This window comes from Amycolatopsis heterodermiae, from assembly GCF_034929455.1.
Lineage (GTDB): Bacteria > Actinomycetota > Actinomycetes > Mycobacteriales > Pseudonocardiaceae > Amycolatopsis > Amycolatopsis heterodermiae.
In genome coordinates this window covers 97,392-119,706 of record NZ_JAYFSI010000003.1, presented here as the reverse complement: position 1 = coordinate 119,706, position 22,315 = coordinate 97,392, and the positions used below count along the sequence as shown (strand labels likewise).

The 22,315-nt window shown below is 72.1% G+C and carries 21 protein-coding genes; 8 read left to right on the top strand and 13 right to left on the bottom strand.

Annotated elements, in window-relative coordinates:
- Nucleotides 1-66 precede the first annotated feature (66 nt).
- The gene (locus VA596_RS16445) at nt 67-747 is read left to right on the top strand and encodes an SGNH/GDSL hydrolase family protein (protein WP_323327971.1); all 681 of its coding nucleotides are present in this window, start codon (nt 67-69) and stop codon (nt 745-747) included.
- Nucleotides 748-1,047: 300 nt separating this feature from the next.
- Here VA596_RS16445 and VA596_RS16440 read toward each other — a convergent pair whose 3' ends face one another.
- The 4 genes from VA596_RS16440 to VA596_RS16425 form a co-directional block, all read right to left on the bottom strand.
- Nucleotides 1,048-3,102, bottom strand: coding sequence for a M3 family metallopeptidase (locus VA596_RS16440; RefSeq protein ID WP_323327969.1), 2,055 nt, complete (start codon nt 3,100-3,102; stop codon nt 1,048-1,050).
- Between the two features lie 92 nt (nt 3,103-3,194).
- The gene (locus VA596_RS16435; protein ID WP_323327967.1) at nt 3,195-3,905 is read right to left on the bottom strand and encodes a histidine phosphatase family protein; all 711 of its coding nucleotides are present in this window, start codon (nt 3,903-3,905) and stop codon (nt 3,195-3,197) included.
- A 71-nt stretch (nt 3,906-3,976) separates the two neighbouring features.
- Complete coding sequence (locus VA596_RS16430; protein ID WP_323327965.1) at nt 3,977-4,819, bottom strand: undecaprenyl-diphosphate phosphatase; 843 nt, start codon at nt 4,817-4,819, stop codon at nt 3,977-3,979.
- A 1-nt stretch (nt 4,820) separates the two neighbouring features.
- Nucleotides 4,821-5,858: an LLM class F420-dependent oxidoreductase gene (locus VA596_RS16425; protein ID WP_323327963.1), complete on the bottom strand. Its 1,038-nt coding sequence runs from the start codon at nt 5,856-5,858 to the stop codon at nt 4,821-4,823.
- A gap of 87 nt (nt 5,859-5,945) precedes the next feature.
- Between VA596_RS16425 and VA596_RS16420 the strand changes: the two genes are divergently transcribed.
- From VA596_RS16420 to VA596_RS16410, 3 genes are all read left to right on the top strand, one after another.
- Complete coding sequence (locus tag VA596_RS16420) at nt 5,946-6,914, top strand: aldo/keto reductase (RefSeq protein WP_323327961.1); 969 nt, start codon at nt 5,946-5,948, stop codon at nt 6,912-6,914.
- A 118-nt stretch (nt 6,915-7,032) separates the two neighbouring features.
- Nucleotides 7,033-8,040 carry a YncE family protein gene (locus VA596_RS16415; protein WP_323327959.1) on the top strand — a complete coding sequence of 336 codons (1,008 nt, stop codon included), beginning with the start codon at nt 7,033-7,035 and terminating at the stop codon, nt 8,038-8,040.
- A complete protein-coding gene (locus VA596_RS16410) occupies nt 8,037-8,261 on the top strand; it encodes a DUF5703 family protein (RefSeq protein WP_323327957.1) in 225 nt (74 codons plus the stop codon). The genes VA596_RS16415 and VA596_RS16410 overlap by 4 nt, the downstream gene beginning before the upstream one ends.
- Before the next feature lie 3 nt (nt 8,262-8,264).
- Here VA596_RS16410 and VA596_RS16405 read toward each other — a convergent pair whose 3' ends face one another.
- Genes VA596_RS16405 through VA596_RS16380 form a run of 6 tightly spaced genes read right to left on the bottom strand, consistent with a single transcriptional unit; the run spans nt 8,265 to nt 13,090 of the window.
- The gene (locus VA596_RS16405; protein ID WP_323327955.1) at nt 8,265-8,762 is read right to left on the bottom strand and encodes a DUF2975 domain-containing protein; all 498 of its coding nucleotides are present in this window, start codon (nt 8,760-8,762) and stop codon (nt 8,265-8,267) included.
- A 31-nt stretch (nt 8,763-8,793) separates the two neighbouring features.
- Entirely contained in the window at nt 8,794-9,540 is a 747-nt protein-coding gene (locus VA596_RS16400; RefSeq protein ID WP_323327953.1) for an SRPBCC family protein, read from the bottom strand.
- A 1-nt stretch (nt 9,541) separates the two neighbouring features.
- On the bottom strand, nt 9,542-10,129 hold the full coding sequence (locus tag VA596_RS16395; RefSeq protein WP_323327950.1) for an ArsR/SmtB family transcription factor: 588 nt from the start codon (nt 10,127-10,129) through the stop codon (nt 9,542-9,544).
- Between the two features lie 31 nt (nt 10,130-10,160).
- On the bottom strand, nt 10,161-11,054 hold the full coding sequence (locus VA596_RS16390) for an alpha/beta fold hydrolase (RefSeq protein ID WP_323327948.1): 894 nt from the start codon (nt 11,052-11,054) through the stop codon (nt 10,161-10,163).
- A complete protein-coding gene (locus VA596_RS16385; RefSeq protein WP_323327946.1) occupies nt 11,054-12,376 on the bottom strand; it encodes a M20/M25/M40 family metallo-hydrolase in 1,323 nt (440 codons plus the stop codon). The genes VA596_RS16390 and VA596_RS16385 overlap by 1 nt, the downstream gene beginning before the upstream one ends.
- Before the next feature lie 54 nt (nt 12,377-12,430).
- A complete protein-coding gene (locus VA596_RS16380; protein WP_323327944.1) occupies nt 12,431-13,090 on the bottom strand; it encodes a GntR family transcriptional regulator in 660 nt (219 codons plus the stop codon).
- A gap of 116 nt (nt 13,091-13,206) precedes the next feature.
- On the opposite strand from VA596_RS16380, the gene VA596_RS16375 reads away from it, so the two are divergent.
- From VA596_RS16375 to VA596_RS16365, 3 genes are read left to right on the top strand one after another with little or no spacing between them, the layout of a single operon-like run.
- Nucleotides 13,207-13,974 (top strand): HpcH/HpaI aldolase family protein, encoded by a 768-nt coding sequence (locus VA596_RS16375; RefSeq protein WP_323327942.1) that lies wholly within the window; start codon nt 13,207-13,209, stop codon nt 13,972-13,974.
- The gene (locus tag VA596_RS16370; protein ID WP_323327940.1) at nt 13,971-15,293 is read left to right on the top strand and encodes an MFS transporter; all 1,323 of its coding nucleotides are present in this window, start codon (nt 13,971-13,973) and stop codon (nt 15,291-15,293) included. The genes VA596_RS16375 and VA596_RS16370 overlap by 4 nt, the downstream gene beginning before the upstream one ends.
- A complete protein-coding gene (locus VA596_RS16365; protein WP_323327938.1) occupies nt 15,290-16,084 on the top strand; it encodes a carbon-nitrogen hydrolase family protein in 795 nt (264 codons plus the stop codon). Before VA596_RS16370 ends, VA596_RS16365 begins: the two co-directional genes overlap by 4 nt.
- Here VA596_RS16365 and VA596_RS16360 read toward each other — a convergent pair.
- Entirely contained in the window at nt 16,065-17,102 is a 1,038-nt protein-coding gene (locus VA596_RS16360; RefSeq protein ID WP_323327936.1) for a LacI family DNA-binding transcriptional regulator, read from the bottom strand. The genes VA596_RS16365 and VA596_RS16360 overlap by 20 nt on opposite strands.
- A gap of 210 nt (nt 17,103-17,312) precedes the next feature.
- Between VA596_RS16360 and VA596_RS16355 the strand changes: the two genes are divergently transcribed.
- On the top strand, nt 17,313-18,293 hold the full coding sequence (locus tag VA596_RS16355) for a glycoside hydrolase family protein (protein ID WP_323327934.1): 981 nt from the start codon (nt 17,313-17,315) through the stop codon (nt 18,291-18,293).
- 11 nt (nt 18,294-18,304) lie between these two features.
- On the opposite strand, the gene VA596_RS16350 is transcribed toward VA596_RS16355, so the two are convergent.
- Together VA596_RS16350 and VA596_RS16345 are read right to left on the bottom strand one after the other, a co-directional pair.
- Nucleotides 18,305-18,982, bottom strand: coding sequence for a helix-turn-helix transcriptional regulator (locus tag VA596_RS16350; RefSeq protein WP_323327932.1), 678 nt, complete (start codon nt 18,980-18,982; stop codon nt 18,305-18,307).
- Nucleotides 18,983-19,515: 533 nt separating this feature from the next.
- Nucleotides 19,516-22,314: an AAA family ATPase gene (locus VA596_RS16345; RefSeq protein ID WP_323327930.1), complete on the bottom strand. Its 2,799-nt coding sequence runs from the start codon at nt 22,312-22,314 to the stop codon at nt 19,516-19,518.
- Nucleotide 22,315: the final 1 nt, after the last annotated feature.

The window sequence follows — 22,315 nt, the reverse complement described above, 5'->3', positions numbered from 1 at the left end:
CGCCCCGGCGGGGGACGCCAGCGCGCTGTGCGTCCCCCGCCAGCGTCCCCCACCAGGCTCGACCACATGACGATCACCCTGAAGCCGGACAGCACCGTGATGTTCACCGGCGACTCCATCACCGACCTCTGGCGACCCGAAGGCGCCGACCGCTGCGGCTACCCCGTCCTCGTCGCCGGCGAATGGTGCTTCCGCCACCCCGGCCGGCCCGTCACCTGGCTCAACACCGGGCACGCCGGCGACAAGGTGCAGGACCTCCACGCCCGCTGGCAGGCCGACGTCCTCGACGCCCGCCCCGACGTCGTCTCGATCCTCGTCGGCACCAACGACAATGCCTGGCACACCCTCGACCCCCGGGGCCGCGTCATCTCCGCCGACGAGTTCGCCGCGGGCTACGACCGCCTCCTCGCACCCCTCGCCGCGACGGGTACGCAGCTCGTCCTCATCGAGCCGTTCCTCCTGCCGGTCCACGGCGTCATCGAGGCCGGAATCCACCACGACGACGAAACCCGCGGCGTACGCATCGGCCCGGACCAGCGAGCGGACTGGCGCGCGACCCTCGGCCCGAAGATCCAGGCCGTGCGGGACCTCGCCGCCCGCTACGACGCCCACCTGCTCGACGCCGACCGCATGTTCACCACCCTCGCCCGCACGACCGAACCGGAACGCTGGTCCGAGGACGGCGTGCACCCGACACCGGCGGGTCACGCCGCACTCGCGGAAGCCTGGCTCCGCTTGGTGGACTGACTCCCTGCTCTCTGCTGTGTTCATTGCTGCGACTCGATTTTTTCCAGACTCGGGCCACAGTATAGGGCGTTATACACTTAAAGATCGGATGCCGGCGATGTCCCGGCGGGACGATGCGCGGCGGGCTGCACCCTTTCTCGCCGCGGTCGGCGCCGACCTGCTCCCCCAACGGCGTCCGCGACGACACGCTCACCGGATCGGGCGATCTCGTCGCACCTCTCCCCTGCCGGTCTTGAAGCAGTACCGCCGGGCGACCTCCAGGAGGTCGCCCGGCAGTATAGGCCGTTATACAGGTGAAGATCAGACTCCGTTGATGCCCCGGCGGGTCAGCAGGGGCTCGATCTCGGGGTCGCGGCCGCGGAACGCGCGGAAGGCGTCCATCGGGTCGACGCTGCCGCCCTTCCCCAGCAGGGTGCGGCGGAAGTGGTCGCCGTTCTCCCGGGTCAGGCCACCGCTCTCCCGGAACCACTGGACGGTGTCGGCGTCGAGGACCTCGCTCCAGATGTAGGAGTAGTACCCGGCGCTGTAGCCACCGCTGAAGATGTGGGCGAAGTACGTGGTGCGGTAGCGCGGCGGGACGCTGTCGAGCGCGACGCCGGCCTTCACGAGGGCGTCGACCTCGAAGCGCTGCACCTCCCCCACGTGGTCGTCGACGCCGAGGCCGTGCCAGGCCTGGTCGAGCAGCGACGCCGCGAGATATTCGGTGGTGGAGAAGCCTTCTCCGTACTGCTGGGCGGCGAGGAGCTTCTCGACCTGCTCGGCGGGCAGGGGCTCACCGGTGACGTGGTGCTTGGCGTAGTGGGCCAGGACCTCCGGCCACAGCATCCACATCTCGTTGACCTGGGACGGGTATTCGACGAAGTCACGGGGCACGTTGGTGCCGGAGAACGTCGGGTAGCGCACCGCCGACAGCAGGGCGTGCAGCGCGTGCCCGAACTCGTGGAACGCGGTGACGACCTCGTCGAAGGTCAGCAGGGTGGGCTCCCCCGCCGGCGGCTTGCCGACGTTGAGGACGTTCACCACGACCGTGCGGTCGCCGAGCAGGTCGGACTGGTCGACGAAGGTGTTCATCCAGGCGCCGCCGCGCTTGGCGTCGCGGGTGTAGAGGTCGAGCAGGTACAGGCCCAGCGGGGTGCCGTCGGTGTCGAAGACCTCGAAGGTCCGGACCTCCGGGTGGTAGACGGGCAGGTCGTGCCGTTCGGCGAAGCTCAGGCCGTACAGCTTGTTCGCGGCGTAGAAGACGCCGTCGAGGTAGACGCGGTCGGCCTCGAAGTACGGGCGCAGCGCCTCGGTGTCGACGTCGAAGCGCTCCCGGCGGACCTGGGCGGCGTAGTACGGCCAGTCCGAGGGGCGCAGCGTCGCGCCCGGGACGTCGGCCTCCAGCAGCTGCTGGAGCTCCGCGGCTTCGGTACGGGCGTTCGCGACGGCCGCGGGCGCCAGGCGCTCGAGGAGGCCGGCGGCGGCTTCGGCGGTCTTCGCCGTCTCGTCCGCGATGATGTACGCGGCGTGGTCCGGGTAGCCCAGCAGCGCGGCGCGTTCGGCCCGCAGGTGCGCGATCTCGGCGACGACGGCGTTGTTGTCGAAGTCGTTGCCGCGGTTGCCCCGAGCCATCGAGGCGGTGTGGATCCGCTCGCGGACGTCCCGGTCGCTCAGGGTCTCCAGCGGCGAGGCCTGGCTGGTCGGCAGGGTGAGGTTGACGACGTACTTGCCGGCCTCGCCGCGGGCGGTCGCCGCCTCGGCGGCGGTGGCGATCGCTCCGTCGCCGAACCCGGCCAGCTCGGCGCGGTCGTCGATGACGACGGCCAGCTCGTTGGTGTCCTTCAGCAGGTTGCGCTGGAACCGGGTCTGCAGCGTCGAGAGCTGCTCGTTGAGCTCGCGCAGGCGGGCCTGTTCGGCCTCACCGAGCCCGGCGCCGGCGCGGCTGAAGTCGGTGTGACGGCGTTCGAGCAGCCGCAGCGACTCCGTGTCCAGCCCCAGCTCTTCACGCCGCGCGTGGAGCGCGTCGATCCGGGCGAACAGCCGCGGGTTGAGGTGGATCGCGTCGTGGTGGGCGGCCAGCTTCGGCGCGTACTCCGCCTGGATGGCCTGGAGTTCGTCGGTGCTGTTGGAGCCGGCCAGGTTGTAGAACACGCTCGCCACGCGGCTGAGCAGCTCGCCGGCGCGTTCGAGGGCCACCACGGTGTTCTCGAACGTCGGCTCGGCGTCCTGCGCCGCGATCTGCTCGATCTCGGCCGCGTGCTCGGTCAGGCCCGCCTCGAACGCGGGGCGGTAGTGCTCGTCGGAGATCCGGTCGAAGGGCGGCAGGGCGTAGGGCAGGTCGCTCGGTGCGGCGAACGGATTGTCCGGCGAAATCATCGGGGCAGGCTCCTGATCGGGGAAACACTCGGTCTTCCCACCCTACGGGCTCCCCCGGTGACGATGTCAGCGCTTTCCGTAGGTGGCCGAGGTCACCGCCCGGTGGTACCGCCGACCACCGCGTCGCTGCTCGCGGCGCCCTTCTTGCCCCGTTTCGACGGCTTCGGCGCCGGCGGCACGACGCCGCTCAGGTCGGCGCTGTGGTCGTTGACCCGCAGGACGAACGGGCGGGTCTCGGTGTACCGCACGACCGAGATCGACGACGGGTCGACGACGATCCGCTGAAAGGCGTCGAGGTGCTGGCCGAGGGCGTCGGCGATGATGGACTTGATCACATCGCCGTGGCTGCACAGCAGCCAGACGGCGTGGTCGCCGTGCTCGGCGGCGATCCGGCGGTCGTGGGCCCGGACGGCGGCCACCGAGCGGGCCTGCATCTGGGCGAGCCCCTCGCCGCCGGGGAACACCGCGGCGGACGCGTGCGCCTGCACGACGCGCCACAGTGGTTCCTTGGCGAGGTGCTTGAGCTCCTTGCCGGTCCAGTCGCCGTAGTCCACTTCGGACAGTCCGGGCTCGACCACCTTCTCGATCCCCCGCGCCGCCAGCAGCGGCGCAACGGTCTGCTTGCACCGCAACATCGGCGAGACGACCACGCCGGCCAGCGGAACGCCGTCGAGCCGCTCGACGAGCTTCTCCGCCTGCGCCCGGCCGGTGTCGTCGAGGTTCACCTTCGGGGACCGTCCGGCCAGGACGCCGGATCCGTTGGCCGTCGACTTGCCGTGCCTGACCAGAATGACCGTACTCACAGGCCCCACCCTACGTTGCCGCCGATCATCCTCCCGCCCGATGGGCGGCAACGTAGGGAATCTGGTGGGGATCAGGAGCCGACCGGGCCCGCGTTCGGGTCCAAGGCGCCGGTGAAGATCAGCACGAACAGCAGCACGCCCAGGACCAGGCGGTAGATCACGAAGGGCACGAAGCTGCGCTTCTTGATGTAGGCCATCAGCCAGGCGATCACCACGTAACCGACGCCGAAGGCGACCAGCGTCGCCAGGATCGTCGGGCCCCACTGGGCCGGGACGCCGCCCGAGCCGATGTCCTTGAGCTTGTACACCCCCGAGCCGAACACCGCCGGCAGCGCCAGGAGGAACGAGTACTCCGCCGCGTCCGCGCGGGTGTAGCCCATCAGCAGGCCCGCGCTGGTCGTGCCGCCCGAACGCGAGACGCCGGGGATCAGGGCCAGTGCCTGGGCGAAGCCGAAGCCGAGGCCGTGCGGCACGTTGAGGTCGTCCAGGCCGCGGTCCTGCTTCCCGATCCGGTCGGCGACCAGCAGGATCAGGCCGAACACGATGAGCACGGTCGCGGTGATCCGCAGGTCGCGGAACGCGCTGTCGATCGCGTCCTGCAGCAGCAGGCCGAGCACCACGATCGGCAGCGAGCCGACGATGATCAGCCAGCCCAGCCGGGCGTCCGGGTCGTGGCGCCGGTCCGGTTTGTACAGCGAGAAGAACCAGGCCTGCAGGATCTTCCCGATCTTCTTGCCGAAGTAGAGGATCACCGCGAGCTCGGTGCCGATCTGGGTGACGGCGGTGAACGCCGCCCCCGGGTCGTCCCAGCCGACGAGCGCCGCGACGATCCGCAGGTGCGCGCTGGAGGAGATCGGCAGGAACTCCGTCAGCCCCTGGACCAGGCCCAGGACGAGCGCTTCGAACCACCCCACGTCAGGCCACCCCCGCCAGCTCGAGCGCCTCGACGGCCGTGGTCAGCGCGGCGGCCGGGTCGGGGCTGAACGGCGACACCGAAAGCGTCGTCACGCCGGCTTCGGCGAATTGGGTCATCTTCTCCGCGATCCGTTCCTTGGGACCCAGCAGCGACGTCGCGTCGAGGAACTCCAGCGGCACCGCCGCCATCGCCCCCGCCCGGTCGCGGGCCAGGTACTTCTCCTGCACTTCGGCGGCCTCGGCTTCGAAGCCCATCCGGCAAGCCAGCTGGTTGTAGAAGTTCTTCTCCCGGCTGCCCATGCCGCCGAGGTAGAGCGCCGCGTACCCGCGGACGGCGTCCGCGCAGGCCCGCCAGTCGTCGCCGACGACCAGGGGCACGGTCGGGACGACGTCGAAGCCGTCCATCGATCGCCCGGCCGCGTCGGCACCCGCCCGGATCTGGGCCAGCTGCTCCCCCGCGTGGGCGGGCGAGAAGAACACGGGCAGCCAGCCGTCGGCGATCTCGCCGGTCAGGGCCAGGTTCTTCGGCCCGATCGCGGCCAGGTACAGCGGGATGTGCTTGCGCGCCGGGCGGACGGTCAGCCGCAGCGCCTTGCCCGGGCCGTCCGGCAGCGGGAGCGTGAAGTGCTCCCCCTCGAACCGCACGCGTTCCCGGCGCAGCGCCGAGCGCACGATCGAGACGTACTCGCGGGTGCGGCCCAGCGGCGAGGCGAACCGCACGCCGTGCCAGCCCTCGGACACCTGCGGGCCGGACACGCCGAGCCCGAGGCGGAACCGGCCGCCCGAGAGCGTGTCGAGGGTCGCGGCGGTCATCGCCGTCATCGCCGGGGTCCGGGCCGGGATCTGCAGCACCGCGGCGCCGACGTCGATCCGCGACGTCTGCGCCGCGATCCACGAGAGCACCGTCACCGCGTCCGAGCCGTAGGCCTCCGCCGCCCACACGACGGCGTAACCCAGGTCCTCCGCTTGTTTCACCAGGGCCAGGTTCGCGGGGTCGTTCCCCGCTCCCCAGTAGCCGAGATTCAGTCCGAGTCGCACGGGGCCAGACCCTAACGGGGGCCCTTGTGGGCGACACGACTCACCTTGGTCAGGTCGGGACCGGGCGGCCCACTAGGCTCGGCGGTCGTGGAAAAGCGACAGCTGGGCCGCTCGGGACTGCGGGTCTCGCGGATGGCGCTCGGCACCATGACCTGGGGTGGCGACACCGACGCGGAGGAAGCGGCGAGCCAGCTGGTCGCCTTCGTCGACGCCGGCGGCACCCTGGTGGACACCGCCGACATCTACGGCGAGGGTGAGGCCGAACGGGTGCTCGGCTCACTTCTGGGTGATCTCGTACCGCGCGACGACGTCGTCCTCGCGACGAAGGCCGTCGCCCGCCGCACCGACGGCCCGTTCGGCGGCGGCGCCTCCCGCGGCGCGCTGCTCTCCGCCCTCGACGGCTCGCTGAAACGCCTCGGCACCGACCACGTCGACCTCTGGCAGCTGCACGCGTGGGACTCGACCGTGCCGGTCGCCGAGACCCTCGCCGCGCTCGAGTACGCCGTCAACAGCGGGAAGGCCCGCTACGTCGGCGTCTCCAACTACTCCGGCTGGCAGCTGGCCACGGCCGCCGCCGGGGCCGCCGCGGTCGCGCCGCTCGTGTCCGTGCAGGCCGAGTACTCGCTGCTGGAACGCGGGGTGGACCGCGAGGTCGTGCCCGCCGCCGAGCACCACGGCATCGGGCTGCTGCCCTGGGCGCCGCTCGGGCGCGGGGTGCTGACCGGCAAGTACCGCACCGGCACGCCGGCCGACTCCCGCGGCGCCTCCAGCGTGTTCGCCGGGTACGTCGAGCACCACCGGACCGACCGCGCCGCCCGGATCGTGCAGGCGGTCGCCACTGCCGCCGACGGGCTCGGGACGTCCCCGCTCGCGGTCGCGCTGGCCTGGGTCCGCGACCGGCCCGGCGTGGTCGCCCCGGTCGTCGGCGCCCGCGACACCGGCCAGCTCACCGGCTCGCTGACGGCGGAGGAGATCACCCTGCCGCCCGCCATCCGGTCGGCGCTCGACGACGTCAGCGCGATCGAGGTCGGCTATCCGGAACGCTGGCCCCGATGACCGGCACCGTGATCGACACCACGGCAGGTGTCTGTTGGGTGACATGCACGTGACGGCAGAACGATCGTGGAGGATGCTGGTGAGGATTGCCCGCCGAGGAACAACCGGAGGCCCCAACGTGCGTCGGCTCACCGCCGCGTCGCGGATCGCGATCCCGCTCGCCGGTGTTCTGGTGCTCTCGGGCTGCTCCTCGGCCAAGCCGGACAGCGACGACCTGCAGATCGTCGCGAACCCGGTGGCCGCGCAGGCCGCCGTCTCCCCCGCCGTCACGGTGAAGCCCGCCGGCCAGGTCCTGCCCGGCACCGCCGTTTCCGCGGTGGCCGTTTCGGGGTCGACCCTCGTCGTCGCTCTCGCTCAGCAGCCGTCTTTGCAGCTCTACGACCTGAACGCGCTCGCGTCCCCGCCGGTGAATATGCCGTTATACGGCAAGGCTTCGCGGCTGACCGGGGCGCCGGGGCGGGTGGAGATCGCCGAGCCGGACCAGGGTGTCGTGCAGCAGCTGACGTTGCCGGACCGGAAGCTCACGGAGACGAAGACGGGCGGCCAGCCGTCGTCGAGCATCGCCTACGGCGCCGATCGGCTGGTCGCGATGGGGGCGGCGAAGGACATCCAGGTGCTGCCCGCGAGCGGTCCCGCGCGGACGATCGGCGGGCAGATCTACAGCGCCGACGACGTGCTGGCGTCCGGGAACGGTGTCGTGGTGCTGGACCGGCTGCGGACGGCCGTGTTCTCCGTGGACGTCGCCGGCGGCAAGATCAACGAGGGCCTGCGGGCGGGTGACGGCGCCGCCAACGCGGTCGCGGACTCCTACGGCCGGATCCTGGTGACGGACGCGCGCGCGGGCGCGCTGATCGCGTTCTCGGCGTCGCCGCTGATCATGCGGCAGCGGTACCCGGTGCCGGGTGGTGCGTACGGGATCGCCTACGACGCGAAGCGGAGCCTCGCCTGGGTGACGCTGACGGAACGCAACGAAGTGGTCGGGTTCGACGTCCGCGGCGGCGAACCCGTGGAGAGGTACCGGTTCCCCACCGTCCGCCAGCCGGACTCGGTGGGGGTCGACGACCAGAGCGGCCGGGTGATCGTCGGCTCCGCCGCCGGAGAAGGGACCCAGGTGATCCAGCCATGACGACGGTCAGCGAGGCGGTGGTCGAAGGGGATTGGGAGTACCGCCGTCTGCACCTTCCCCCGGGCGTGTCCCGGCGTGCGGCGGCGATCCAGCTCTCCATCCACGCGGAGTTCGCGGGCTGGGAACTGCGGAACGTCCGGCTCTACGCCGACGGCACCCGCAGGGTCTGGCTGCGCCGCAAGAAGACGGCGGAGACCCTGCCCGCGGGCCTGCCCACCTGAGCGTCAGACGACCCCGTCCAGTTCGGTGCGCAGGCCGATCGCCTTGACCAGCAGGTGACGGCCGGCGAGCAGGAGCAGGACCGCCGCCGTGCCCACCGCGGCCGCCGCGGCCGTGCCCAGCCAGACGCCGATGACGTCCATGCCGTCGGTGGGCGACGGGATGTCGGCGAGGGTCACGTAGACGAAGACCCCGGCGGTGACGACGGTCGCCCCGGCCGCGGCGCCGACCACGACGTTCGCCCACGGCAGGGCCGCGCGCTCGAAGACCGCGCCCCGGCTCGCCCGGCGCAGCAGCATCCCCAAGCCGACCAGGGCGACCTGGCCGCAGACCACGAACAGGATCGCCGCCGTCACGAGGGGCACCTGGTGCGGTGCGAGCGGCGGGAACAGCTCGACCTGGTCGGCCGCACTCGTCGGGATCACGACGATCTGGGCGTACAGGCCGACCAGGAACGCGCAGGCGACGATGGCCTGCAGGGCGGCGACGAGGATGCGAGGCATGTATCGATATTCGATGCCTACCGCTCGAATGTCAATCGAACACGCGCATCAGCCAGCCGCTCCAGGCCTTTTCTTCGACTTCGGCGTCCGCGCCGGGCGTGAAGACGTGGTGGGCCGCGACCATCGGACCGTGGAAGCCCCGGATGAACCGGAACATCGTGTCGGCCGCCCGGACGCCGACGGCCTGGTCGTTCACCGCGTAGACAACCCCCTCGACCGGCGCGCGGCCGTCCAGCTCCAGGCGTACCCGATCACCGAGTGCGGGCCGCGCGGGCAGGCCGAGGGCCGCGCCGAGCTTCGTCCAGGCCTCGTCCCAGTCCGGGATCGGCGGGCCGAAAGCCGTGACCGGTACCGCGACGCGGCCGGCGAAGTGCGTGACGTACTCGACCAGCGTGCGGAAGAACAGCGAACCGCCGGTGGTCATCGCCTCGAACTCGTCCTCCCAGTCGTCGCCGGGCAGGAAGCCGCTCGTGACGCACCGGATCACCGAGCTGCCGCCGTCACGGCCCTCGATGAGGAACTCGTAGCCGACACGACGGCCGTCCGGCGCGGGTTCGGTGCCGTAGACCAGCCGCTCGAGCGGGTCCCACTCGCGGATGCCGAACTCCGGCCGGTAGCCGCCGAAGGCGCCGCGGATCACGCCGCCGGTACCGCCCTCGACCTCGTTGCGCCCCATGAACCACGAGTCGATGCCCGGGCCGGTGGCGATCGCCTCCCACAGCTGCTCCGGCGTCGCGCCGACCTCGGCGGTGTCGGTCAGCTCGAACTCGTGCCCCATGTCAGGATCCCTCCGGAACGCTCGGGTGCACGGCGACGACCACCCGGTGCTTGCGGCCCTTCTCGGCCGTCTCGTCGTGGTACTTCCCCACCAGCGTGGTGACGGCCGTCGCCAGCTCCTCGGCGAACGCGGCCCGGTCGGCCGGCGAGGCGAACCGCACCTCGCCGTCGAGCGCGAAGGTCGCGACCCGCTGGTTGGCCTTGGCGGCGCCGGTGATCAGCAGGCCGACGTCCCGCACCAGCCGGCCGGCGACGGCCAGCAGCCAGCGGGCCGAGAGCCGGTCGGGCGACAGCGCCGGGTCCGGCTGCACCGCGGCGAGCGCCGTCGGCGAGATGACGTACGACGACGCCGTCGCCCGCATCATCCGCTCGGTGACGTTGCCCTTGCGCCGCTCCTCGACCAGCTCCACCAGGCCGTGCGCCTCCAGCGCCCGCAGGTGGTAGTTGACCTTCTGGCGCGGCAGGTCGACCCGCCCGGCCAGCATGGTCGCGGACGCGGGTTCGGCCAGCTCGGCCAGCAGCCGGGCCCGGATGGGGTCCAGCGACACCTCGGCCGCCGCCGGGTCTTCGATCACAGCCACGGAGAACATGCGCCCAGAATGCTTCCGAACAGAGAAGTTGTCAAGAACTCTCGTCTTGTCGGAAGCTGCGGTTCACCAGCGCGACCACCCGCGGCAGCACCTGCGCCGCGGCCTCCAGCGGCACGACGTGCCCGACGCCGGGCAGCACCACGGCCGTCCCCTCCTCCAGCCCGCCGACCCACTGCTCGACGTCGCCGGCCCGGACGATCCGGTCCCGCTCCCCCACGATCGCCGTCACCGGCAGGCCGCCGACCTGGGTCAACGCCGCCTCGCGGGCGTAGGCGTCGAGCGCCGGGCGGAACAGCGCGACCGCGTGCGGCCAGTTGCCGCGGATCATCTTGACCGTCAGCTCGACCAGGTCCGGCTCGGGGTCGTCGCCGAAGAGCCACCATCGCAGGCCCGCGCTCACCGCGCGGCTCGTGCGCTCGCGGACCACGCCGAACAGCTTCGAGCCCAGCACCGCCTCGAGGTCGCGCGCGAGCCGGCCCAGCGCGTTCGGCCAGGTCGCCGAGACCTCCGTCGCCAGCGTGCCCGACGACGTCGCCAGCAGCGCCAGCCCGGACACGCGGGCGCGGAAGAGCTCCGGGTGCCGCTGGGACAGGGACATGATCGCCAGCCCGCCCATGTCGTGCCCGGCCAGCACCACCCGGCCGTCCGGGACCTCGCGCTCCAGCAGCTCGGCGAGGTCGTCGCCGAGCTGGGCCATGGTCGCCGTCCCGCGCCGCGCCCGCCCGGAGCCGCCGTGGCCGCGCTGGTCGTAGGTCAGCACGGCCACCGGGCCCTCGGCCGCGTCCGGGACCAGCGGCGCGATCCGGCCCCAGCTGCGCTGGTCGAGCGCGTAACCGTGGACGAACACCACCGTCACCGGCGCGGCCGGGTCGCCCCTGCGGACCACCTGCAGGGGCGTGCCGTCGGCGAGCGCGAACTCGGGCATCAGGACGTGCGCAGGAACCGGTCCAGCACGCGGGTGCCGAACTTGAGCGCCTCGACCGGGACGCGCTCGTCGACGCCGTGGAACAGCGCCGAGAAGTCGAGGTCCGCGGGCAGCTTGAGCGGCGCGAAGCCGAAGTTGCGGATGCCGAGGTCCTGGAAGGACTTCGCGTCGGTGCCGCCGGAAAGCATGTACGGCAACGTCTTCGCGCCCGGGTCCTCGGCCAGCACCGCCGCGGTCATCGCGTCGACGAGCGCGCCGTCGAAGGTCGTCTCGACCGGCGGGAGCTCCATCCACTCCTTCTCGATGTCCGGGCCGAGCAGCTCGTCGAGCTCGCGGTCGAACGCCTCCAGCCGGCCCGGCAGGATCCGGCAGTCCACCGACGCCTCGGCGACCGACGGGATGACGTTCGACTTGTAGCCGGCGGTGAGCATCGTCGGGTTCGCGGTGTCGCGCAGGGTCGCGCCGATCATCCGGGAGATGTTGCCCAGCTTGGCGACCGAGCCCTCGATGTCGTCCTCCGGGAAGTCCCAGCCGGTGATCTCGGTGACCCCGGCGAGGAACTCCTTGACGGAGTCGGTGAGCACCAGCGGGAAGCGGTGGTTGCCGAGCTTCGCGACGGCTTCGGCCAGCTTCGTCACGGCGTTGTCGCGGTGGATCATCGAGCCGTGCCCGGCGGTGCCGCGCACGCGCAGCTTCATCCAGCGGATGCCCTTCTCCGCCGTCTCGATCAGGTACGCCCGGACGTCGTCCTTCAGCGTGATCGAGAACCCGCCGACCTCGCTGATCGCCTCGGTGACGCCCTCGAACAGCTCCGGCCGGTTCTCCACCAGCCACTGGGCGCCGTACTTGCCGCCCGCCTCCTCGTCGGCCAGGAAGGCGAACACCAGGTCGCGCGGCGGGACGACGTTGTTCATCTTGTAGTGGCGGGCCAGCGCGAGCGCCATCCCGCACATGTCCTTCATGTCGACCGCGCCGCGGCCCCAGACGTAGTCGTCCTGCACCGCGCCGGAGAACGGGTGGACCGACCACTCGGACGGGTCGGCCGGCACGACGTCCAGGTGGCCGTGGATCAGCAGCCCGCCCCTGCTCGGGTCCGCCCCGGGCAGCCGCACGATCACGTTGTGCCGGTTCTTGCCGCCCGACTCGACGTAGGTGATCTCGTAGCCGGCGTCGGTCAGCTTCTCCGCGACGTACTCGGCCGCCACCCGCTCGCCGACCAGCGTGTCGGGGTCGCCGGTGTTGGTCGTGTCGATGCGGAGGAGCTCGCTGGTCAGCGTGACGGCCTCGGCCGCGGCGGCTTCGATCAGGTTCGGTTCGGTCACCGGCCATTCCTATCACTCACCCGGCCGGGCACGCCGCACGTGGGACGGCCGGGATCAGCCGCGGTCCAGCGCGGAGACCACTTCGGACACCGGGCGCAGGTGCTGGTTCAGGATGCCCAGTGCCTCCTCGGCGTCGTGGCGGTCGATCGCCGCGACCAGGGCGCGGTGCTCGGCGTCGATCACCGGCAGCCGCTCCGGCCGGGCCTCCAGCGCCCGCACGGCGACGCGCTGCTGGCGCGACCGGAGTGTGTCGTACAACTCCGTCAGCACCGAGTTGCCCGCCGCGTTGACGATCGCGCGGTGGAAGGCGCGGTCGAGACCCGACACGGCGAACCAGTCCCGGGCCTTCCCGGCCCGGTCCATGTCCTCGATCAGGCCGGTCATCTCCCCCGGCGCCCCGGCGCGGGCGGCGCAGACCTCGGTGATCGCGTGCCCCTCGATCAGGCGGCGGCTCTGGTAGACCTCCTCCAGCTCGCGGGCGGTCACCGTGCGGACCTGCGCGCCCTTGCGCGGCAGCAGGCTGATGAAGCGCTCGGCCTCCAGGCGGTGGAACGCCTCGCGGACCGGCGTCCGGGAGACCCCGGTTTCGCCGGAGACCCAGTGCTCGTCCAGGAACCGGCCGCCTTCGAGCGTCCCGGCGATGATGCCGTCGCGCAGCCAGGCGTACACGCGGTCCCGGGCCGGGCCCGGCGGGCCGTCCACGCTGATGGTCATGCCACTCCCCTCGTCCGTACCGGCCACCTTAGCGTCTGGACCCGGCGATATCCATCGTGTATACACGGTGCACACAACGACGGGAGCTACCGTCGACCGTGCCGAGGAGGTCACCGTTGGCTTCAGTACAGTCCCCAGTCCCCGCCGACCGGCGTTACGCCGTCTGGCTCTCCGACCCGTCCTTCGCGGCGGCCGAGATCGCCCGCGGGATCGGTTACGGCGCCGCGGTGCTCGACATCGAGCACGGTGCCTTCGACCTGGCCGACCTCGAGCGGTTCGTCCCGTTCCTGCGGGCGCTGGGCCTGGAGGTGCTCGCCAAGGTCCTCGGCCCGGAGCGCGGCCCGATCCAGCAGGCCCTCGACTTCGGCGCCGACGCCGTCGTGATCCCGCACGTCGAGAACGCGGCGCACGCCAAGGCCGTCACGGCGTTCGCGAAGTTCCCGCCGCTGGGCGACCGCAGCTTCGCCGGCGGGCGCACCACCGGCTACGGCGGCTTCACCGACGAGTGGGTGGCGCAGCAGGACCGCGACACCCGGTGCCTGCCGATGATCGAGGACGCGGGTGCGCTCGAGGACGTCGCCGAGATCCTCGCACTGGACACAGTGGACGGTGTGTTCGTCGGGCCGTCCGACCTCTCGCTGCGCCGCGAGCGGGGCGCCTACACCCGTGAGCCGGGCGACTTCGCCGACCTGAAGCGGGTCGCCGACGCCGCCCGCGCGGCCGGGAAGCCGTGGGTGCTGCCCGCGTGGAGCCGTGCGGAGAAGGAGTTCGCCCTGGCCCACGGCGCCGGGCAGCTCGCGCTGACCATGCAGCACGGCGCGCTCGCCGCCGGGCTCACGGCGGCGTTCGAAGAGACCGCCACCCTCGCGAGGCAGGCGCAATGACGACGGCGGAGCGCACCAGGACGCGCACGGTCGGACGCGCCCGCTGGACGATCGCCGGGGTGCTCGGCGTCGGGTCGTTCGTCAACTACGTCGACCGCGTCAACCTGTCCATCGCCGGGCCGGAGATGATGCGCGAGTTCCACCTCAGCGCCGCGCAGCTCGGCGTCGTCGCGTCGGCGTTCCTCTGGACCTACGCCGTGCTGCAGCTGCCGATCGGCGCGATCATCGACCGGATCGGCGTCCGCTGGGTCAACCGCGCGGCCGCACTGCTGTGGGCGATCGCGTCGTTCCTGACCGCCGCGTCGGGCGGGCTCGGCCTGCTGATGGCGTCGCGGCTGATCCTCGGGTTCGGCGAGGCGCCGACGATCCCGGCGGGCTGGAAGGCGATCGGGCAGTGGTTCCCGCGGTCCGAACGCGGCCGCGCGACCGCGGTCTTCGACGGCTGCGCCAAGATCTCGAACGTCCTCGGCATCCCGGTGATGGCCTTCCTGGTGACGGCCTTCAGCTGGCACGCGGCGTTCGTCTTCACCGGGATCCTCAGCCTCGGCTACCTGCTCGTCTGGTGGCTGCTGTACCTGACACCGAAGCAGGCCCTGGCTCGCGGCCGCCTCTCCCCCGAAGAGTTCGCCTACCTGCGGGACGGCGGCGCGGACGACGAAGACGCGCCCACCCCGAGTTCGCTGACCGGGCTGGGACACCTGCTGCGCCGCCGCAAGACGTGGGGCCTCGCGCTCGGGTATGCGTCCTACACCTACGCCTACTACGTGCTGCTCACCTGGCTGCCCGGCTACCTCGAGAAGCAGTTCGGCGTGAAGTTGCTGGCCGGGGGGCTCTACACGATGATCCCGTGGCTGGTCGCGGTGCTCGCGCAGTTCCTGGTCGGCGGGATCGTGCTGGACCGGCTGATCGCCCGTACCGGCAACGAAACCAAGGCGCGGCGGATCGTGCTCGTCACGAGCATGCTGGTTTCGCTTTCGGTCGCCGGTGCCGCCTACGCCGGGTCCGTCGCGGTGGCGCTGGTGTTCCTGTCCGTCGGGGCCGCCGGGCTGGCCGTGTCGGTGCCGGCCGGCTCCAGCATCGTCGCCGTCATCGCACCCGAAGGCTGCTCCGGCACCCTGGGCGGGCTGGTGAACTTCGTCGCCAACATGATCGGCATCGCGGCGCCGATCGTGACCGGCGCCGTCGTCGACCTCACCGGCTCGTTCGCCGGCGCGTTCCTCGTCACCGGCGTCGTGCTGCTCGCCGGGATCTTCTGCTACACCGCCGTCCTCGGCAAACTCGACCGTATGCCCGCCGTCCCCCGGAAGGAACTCCCATGACGCAGGTGGCCCTGGCGCAGTTCGCGCCCGGCGACGACAAGACCGCCAACCTCGCGGTCGTGACCGGCCTCGTCGAGGACGCGGTCGCCCGCGGTGCCCGGCTGGTCGTGCTGCCCGAGTACACGATGTTCACGGTCCCGGCGATGGACCGCCGGTTCGTCGAGTCCGCCGAGGACCTCGACGGCGAGTTCGTCACGGGCCTGCGCGCCCTGGCGAAGGACCGTGACGTCGCGGTGGTGGCCGGGATGAACGAACGCCTGGACGGCGCGCGGATCTCCAACACACTCGTCGCGGCCGGCCCCGACGGCTCGGTGGCGGCGCTCTACCGCAAGATCCACCTCTACGACGCGTTCGGCTTCCGCGAATCCGACGTCGTCCAGGCCGGTGCGATCACCGAACCGGAGACGTTCGAGGTCGACGGCGTCCGGTTCGGCCTCCAGACCTGCTACGACCTGCGGTTCCCCGAGGTGACACGGCGGCTCGCCGACGCGGGCGCCCACGCCGTGCTGCTGCCCGCCGAGTGGGTGCCGGGGCCGTTGAAGGAGTACCACTGGAGCACGCTGGTGCGGGCCCGCGCGATCGAGAACACGCTCTACGTCGCGGCGGCCGGCCAGGCCGCGCCGACCGGGTCCGGGACGAGCCTGCTAGTCGACCCGATGGGCGTGGTGGTGACGTCGCTCGGGGAGCAGACGGGCGTGGCCGTCGGCGAGGTGTCGCCGGAGCGGATCACTGAGGTGCGGGCGAAGAACCCGGCCTTGGCGCTGCGGCGGTTCACGGTCGTACCGCGCTGATCGTCTCGCCGGCCACCGGCGGGCACGTCAGCAGCCGGTGCGCCGCGGGGTCGCCCAGGCCCGGGTCGAGCAGGGACGCGAGCAGCCGGACGGCCGCCCGGCCCATCTCGCGGCGGGGCACCTCGAAGCCACTGATCTCGGGGCCCGGCGGGTCGCCGGGCGGTCGGCCGAGGACCGCCAGGGAGACGTCGTCCGGGACCGAGATGCCCGCCGCACGCAACGCCCGCTGCGTCGCGTGGAACACCGCGCCCGTGTCCGTCTCCTCGACCACCAGCGCCGTCACGCCGTCCGCGCGCCAGGCCGCCAGCGTGGCGGCGGTGAGGTCAGAGCCGTCCGTGCGCACCACGAGGCCGTCCACCGGCAGGCCCGCGTCGGCCGCCGCGGTGCGGACACCGCGCTCGCGGTCGTCCGACGACGGGGCCTCGTCCGGCTCGCGCAGGTAACGCAGGTGCCGGTGGCCCGCGCCGACCAGCCGGGCCACCACCTCGGCCGAGGCCGACACGTAATCCCCGCCCACGTAGGGGATCGTGCCGTCGAGCTCGGTGCGGCGTCCGATGTAGACGATCGGGAAGCCGCTCGCGAGCAGCTCGCCGACCGCGTCCACCGGGACGTGCCGGCCGAGGAACAGGCAGCCGTCGGCGAGGCGCGTGCGGCGGATGCGCGTGTGGTCCCCGGCGGCGCTGGACCCGGTGAACATGATCAGGTCCTGGCCGAGCGCGGCCGCCTCCGCCTCGATCCCGGCCAGGATCGGGTAGTAGGAGTCGGCGACGTCGATGGGGAACGCCGGGGTGAACGTGTAGACGCCGAGCAGGTTGTTGCGGGCCGAGGCCAGCCGTGTCGCCACCGGGTCCGGCACGTACCCGAGCCGTTCGGCGGCCTCCAGCACCCGCAGGCGCGTGCGCTCCGAGAGCCGGACGCCGGTGCGGTTCCCGCCCAGCACCACCGAGACCGTCGCCTGCGAAACCCCGGCGACGCGCGCGATGTCGGCCTGCCTCGGCGTCCGCCGCGCCCTGCTCATCGGGTACCTCGCTCGGGTCGCCCACCTTTGGTCATCTGACTCGGTTCAGTCGCCAGCGTGAAGCCCGCCCCAGGACCCGTCAACCGTTTTGCCCGAAACTCCAGGCATTCTGTCCCGACCGTACTAATACGTATTACTCCATTGACTTCGTCGTTCAGCGCGTGCCACCGTCGCCGGAACGCGAAGACTTCGAAGACGAAGGAGCGGCTCATGTCCCTCACCCGACGCGGCCTGCTGACCGGGGCCGCCGCGCTCGGCGCGGGCGCCTTCCTGCCGATCACGGCGAACGCGGCCCCGGCCGGTTTCCCCGACTACCGCTACCAGCGGCTCGCGCTGGTGAAGAGCAAGCTCAAGTACAACCCGACGGGCGAGCTGATCTTCCCCTGCATCCGCGGGACCGCGGGCCGGATCCCGAACGCGCTCGGCGCGTACTACCTCTACTACGCCCCGCACGACGCGCCGGGCGGGATCTGCCTGGCCTACGCGAACACGCTGGACGAGGAGTTCACCGAGTACGCGGGCAACCCGATCATCAAGAACTCGTGGCCCGGCGAGTACTCGGTCAGCCACGTCTCGTCGCCGCACGCGCTGTGGAACGACGACGTCAAGCGGATCTACCTGTACTTCCACGGCGAGAACACGGTGACCCGGCTCGCCAGTTCGGCCGACGGCATCCACTTCAGCTACGAGAAGGAGGTCCTGTCCACCCGGCTGCAGCCCGCCGGCACGACCGAGACGTCCTACGCGCGGGTGTTCCGGCAGGACCTGCCGTCGAAGAACGCGCGGTACGTCATGGTCTTCATGATCAACAACACTACCAACCACCGCGACATCGGCTGGGGCTGGTCACCCGACGCGCTGAACTGGACGTTCTCGCAGACCCCGCTCGTCAAGCACACCGACGTCGGCGCGAACGACATCGGCGGGCCGCACCTGCTGTCCCGCAACAACAGCACGTACGTCGTCTACAACACCGACATCGCGCACGGCGGCAACCTGATGATCACCGAGGTGGGCAACGACTTCTCGAAGCGCAACCACCTCGGCGTGTTCCACGACTCCCTCAGCGGCGCCCCGGACAACGGCCGGAGCGCGGCGCCGAGCTTCGGCACCTACCAGGGGCACGAGTACATGATCTACGAGGCAGGGGAACGGCTGGCGGGCAACATCGCCATCGCCCGCGCGGTCTGACCCCGCGCGGCTCAGCGGATGTACTCGGGACGCACCCGCGGCGGCCACTGGCCGATACCGAGGATGCCCATCGAATAGCCCTTGGACACCAGGGCCGGCCGGTTGGTCACCTTGAGCTTCCGGAGCAACGTCGTGACGTGGTACTCGACGCCGCCGCGGGACAGGAACAGCTTCGCGGCCAGCTGGACGGTCGACTCCCCCGCCGCCACGCCCTCGAGGATGCGCGCGTCCACCGGCGAGAGCAGCTTCTGGTTGCTGGCGGCCATCTTCGGTGCGGTCTCGGCGCGGTCCGGGTGCACCAGCACGAGCAGGGTGTCGACGCGGCCGGCGCGACCGCGGACGCCGATGCCGGTCAGCTCACCGGCGAAGGCGGCCTCCTTCGCGCCGACCGCGACCATCTGCTCGGCGAAGCGCGGGTGCCGTCCTTCGGCGAGGCGGGTCAGCTGGTGCTGGACGCGGCCCTGCACGCTCGGGTGGAGGAACTCGCAGAAGCTCTTGCCGCGCACGTGCTGGGTGCTGCAGCCGAACTGGCGCGTGAAGTACTGGTTGGCCTCGACCACCCGCAGCCCCAGATCGAGGTTCGCCATGCACATCCCGGACTGTTCGAACAGCGACCAGTAGAAGTCGCGGTATTCGCTCGAAATGCGGCCGGGCGGTGCTTTCTCGTCGATGACGGTGCTCGCATTCATGGCTTTCGACCATTCCTCTCAGGTCACGCGAAGCGGAATTCCGCCCGGGATCTGACGCGCCGATGTGCTTTTCCCCGGTGCTCCGCCGGAGAAACCGGCGATGCTCTGTTATCTGCAGTCTATGGAGCGAAAAACAACCAAGTCAACAGTGTGGCGGCGCGCGCCTTAAGCCTGCGGTGCCCGCACGGACCGGTACGGTACGGTGCGGTCCGTTGTGGTGCGGTACCCGCTGAGCTGGGAAAACACTCTCGGAACCGGTCACGGCGGCACTCACCGGCCGGACCTGTCCGACAGGACCACTCTGTGTGAGATCCCACGCGAACCCACACATACCCACATCGAGCCGCACGGCTCTCCATTCCCCGCCGGAAAACCGCGTGAAAGGTCCGAACCAACGCCTGCCGAAAACCTGAAACACGTTCACGAGAGCGTGCCGCGAGATAATGCGAGCGGGTAACCTGGGGACTTAAGAAACATTTAGGGAGCCCGTCGGCGGAGCTTCGCTTCGAGGCGGCTCGCCGGGGCGGCCGGGATCAGCGTGTGCCGGACCCGACACCCAGCGCGCCCGCGAGGTCGGGACGGCCTTCGATCCGCAACTTACGGTAAGAACTCGTCAGGTGCTTCTCGACCGCACGGCGGCTGATCCGCAGTTCGACGGCGATCTCGGAATTGGTGCGGCCCTGGGCCGCGAGTTCGGCCACGGTGGCTTCGCCGCGGGTCAGTTCGGGGCGCCGGGCCGGCACGCGCGTCCGTTCGGCGGGCAGGAACAGCCCGTCCCCGTGGTCGGCGAGCCAGGCCGCGCCGCATTGTTCGGCCAGCCGGTGCCCCCGCGCGAGGAGCCGTTCCGCTTCCCCGGGGTGCGTTTCCCGGAGCCGGTCCCCCAGTTCGAGACACGACTTGGCCAGTTCGAAACGGTTTTCCGAAGTGTCCAGCAGTTCGACGGATTCCCGCAGCCGGTGGATTCCGTCCTCGCCTTCCATTACGAAAGCCTGAATGCGCAGCGCGCGGCCCAGCAGCGCGGGTGACCCCCACGCCGCGGCCCGCTGGTGGTACTCCCCGGCCAGCCGCACGGCCTCGTCGCGGCGTCCCAGCCGGGCCGACAGGACCGCCGCCGCGGGCCGCCACGGGTACAGCACCGGGTTCTGCCAGCCCGCCCGGTCGAGCCGGCGCCCGCAGTCGAGGAACTGCGCGAGCGCGGCCTCGACGTCCCCGCGCCCGGCCGCCAGCATGCCGCGCAGGGACCGGCGGATGGCGAACAGCGACAGGTCACCCGTCCCGGCCGTGACTTCCAGGACGCGCACCGCCAGGACCTTGTCCCGGGTCGCGAACGCCACCGATCCGAGCGCCATCGCGGGCAGCACGAGCGTGTCCGGCCGGCCCGGGTCGGCCACTTCGAACGCTCGCACGGCGTACTCCCGGGCCGCCGTCAGGTCGCCGCGGGAGAGCAGGCCCAGGGCCTGCTGCGCGTCGACCTGCGCCAGGGCCGCCGGGGTCCCGGCGCGTCCGGCGTGCTCGCGGGCGGCCGCCAGCCACGGCCGGGCGACGTCGCTCCGCTCGGCCACGGCCAGCAGCAGCGGCACGATCCGCAGCACCGACCACGCCCGGCCCGAGTGCGCGGGTTCGTGGTCGAGGATCTCGGCGGCGTGCCGGACGGTCCCGGCGGCGTCCGCCCGGCCGGTCAGCATGCCGGCCAGCAGCAGCACCGACCGCAGCTCCCGCTCCGCCGCGCCGGGCCCGAACGGCCCGCCGCGCAGCTCGGCGAGGCGGCGGTGGGCGTCCGCGAGCCGGCCGGGATCGTCCAGGCCCGCGTACCAGGTCCGGGCTTCGAGCCGCAGCGCCAGCTCGCGGTCGTAACCGTCGAGGGAGCCGGCCGGGCCGAGGTGCTCGGCGACGTCGCGGACGAGCTCCGACACCAGCGGCCCGCTCGCCGCGACGGCGAGCGGGATCCACGACACCGCCGCGGCGCGGTCGCGCACCGTCGGCAGCAGCGGGGCGGCCTGGGCCAGGTGCCGGACGGCCGAGCCCGGGTCGAGGTCCAGCTCCGCCGCGGCCAGCTCGACGAGCAGCCGGGCGCGCCCGGCGCTGCCCGGCGGCAGGTCCAGCAGGGCGCGCCGGAGGTACCGGGCCGCGGCGTCCGGGGCGCCGCGGCGGCGGGCGGCGACGGCGGCCGAGCGCAGCTGCTCGATCTCGCGGCCGTCGCGCAGGGTGTCGACCTGCAGCAGCTGCACGGCGACGTCCTCGGGCGGGAAACCGCACTCGGTCAGCAGCTCGGCCGCGGCCCGGTGCGCGGCCGCCGCCTCGGCCGCCGTCATCGACTCTTCGACGACGCGCACGAGCCCGGGTTCGGGCACGACCGTGCGCTCCGGGGTCACCGTCACCCAGGTGCCTTCGAGCGCCGCGCGCGCCGCGGCGCACCCGCCGGGATCGATCCCGCTCAGCCGCCCGGCCAGGTCCAGCCGGGCGTGCGCGCCGAGCACCACGACGGCCCGGCCGAACGCCTCGACCGCGGGGTCGCGCCGGAACAGGAACCGCAGCCGTTCCTGCCGGAACGAGCCGCCGAGCGCGTGCACCCGCTCGCACTCCCCCGCCCGGCCGCCGAGGCGGTGGGAGAACGCCCGGCCGAGCAGGGTGCGCAGTTCCTTCGGGCTGCCGCCGGTGATCTCGTGGCACGCCTCGGCGAACTCCGGGTCGTACCCGGAGCCGAACTGGGCGCCGACGAGTTTCCCGGTCGCCGCAACGGAAAGCGGCTCGGCGCGCACGCGGTACCGGGCGGCGCGCACGATCTCCTGGACCAGCGGGTCACGGGTGCCGGCGCCGTCCTGCAGCACCACGCCGATCAGCACGCGCATCCCGCGCAGGCGCGCGGTCAGGAACGCCAGCGCACGCAGCGAAAGCTCGTCGGCCCAGTGCAGGTCGTCGACGAGCAGGACGACGGTCCGGTCTTCGCCGAGCCCCACCAGCAGGGTGTGCAGGCCGTGGAGCACGGTCGCGATCGCCGGCATCGCGGGCGGCGGGTCCTGCGCGGACCCGCCCAGCAGCGCGCCGAGCATCTTGCGGGCGACGACCGGGACGTCGCCCTCTTCGGGCGCGGCGAGCAGCGGCAGGGTCAGCTGCCGGACGACCCCCAGCGGGAACCCGCGTTCGAGCTGCGCCCCGCCGGCCCGCAGCACGCGGGCCCCGTGCCGGCCGCCGACGATCGCGAGGTGCCGCAGCAAGGCGGTGCCGCCCGCGCCGGCGGCCCCGTCGATCAGCAGCAGCGCGCCGGTTCCCGCGTCCACTTCGGACACGGCCGTCTCCAGCACGGCGAGTTCGGTTTCGCGTTCCAGGAGCACG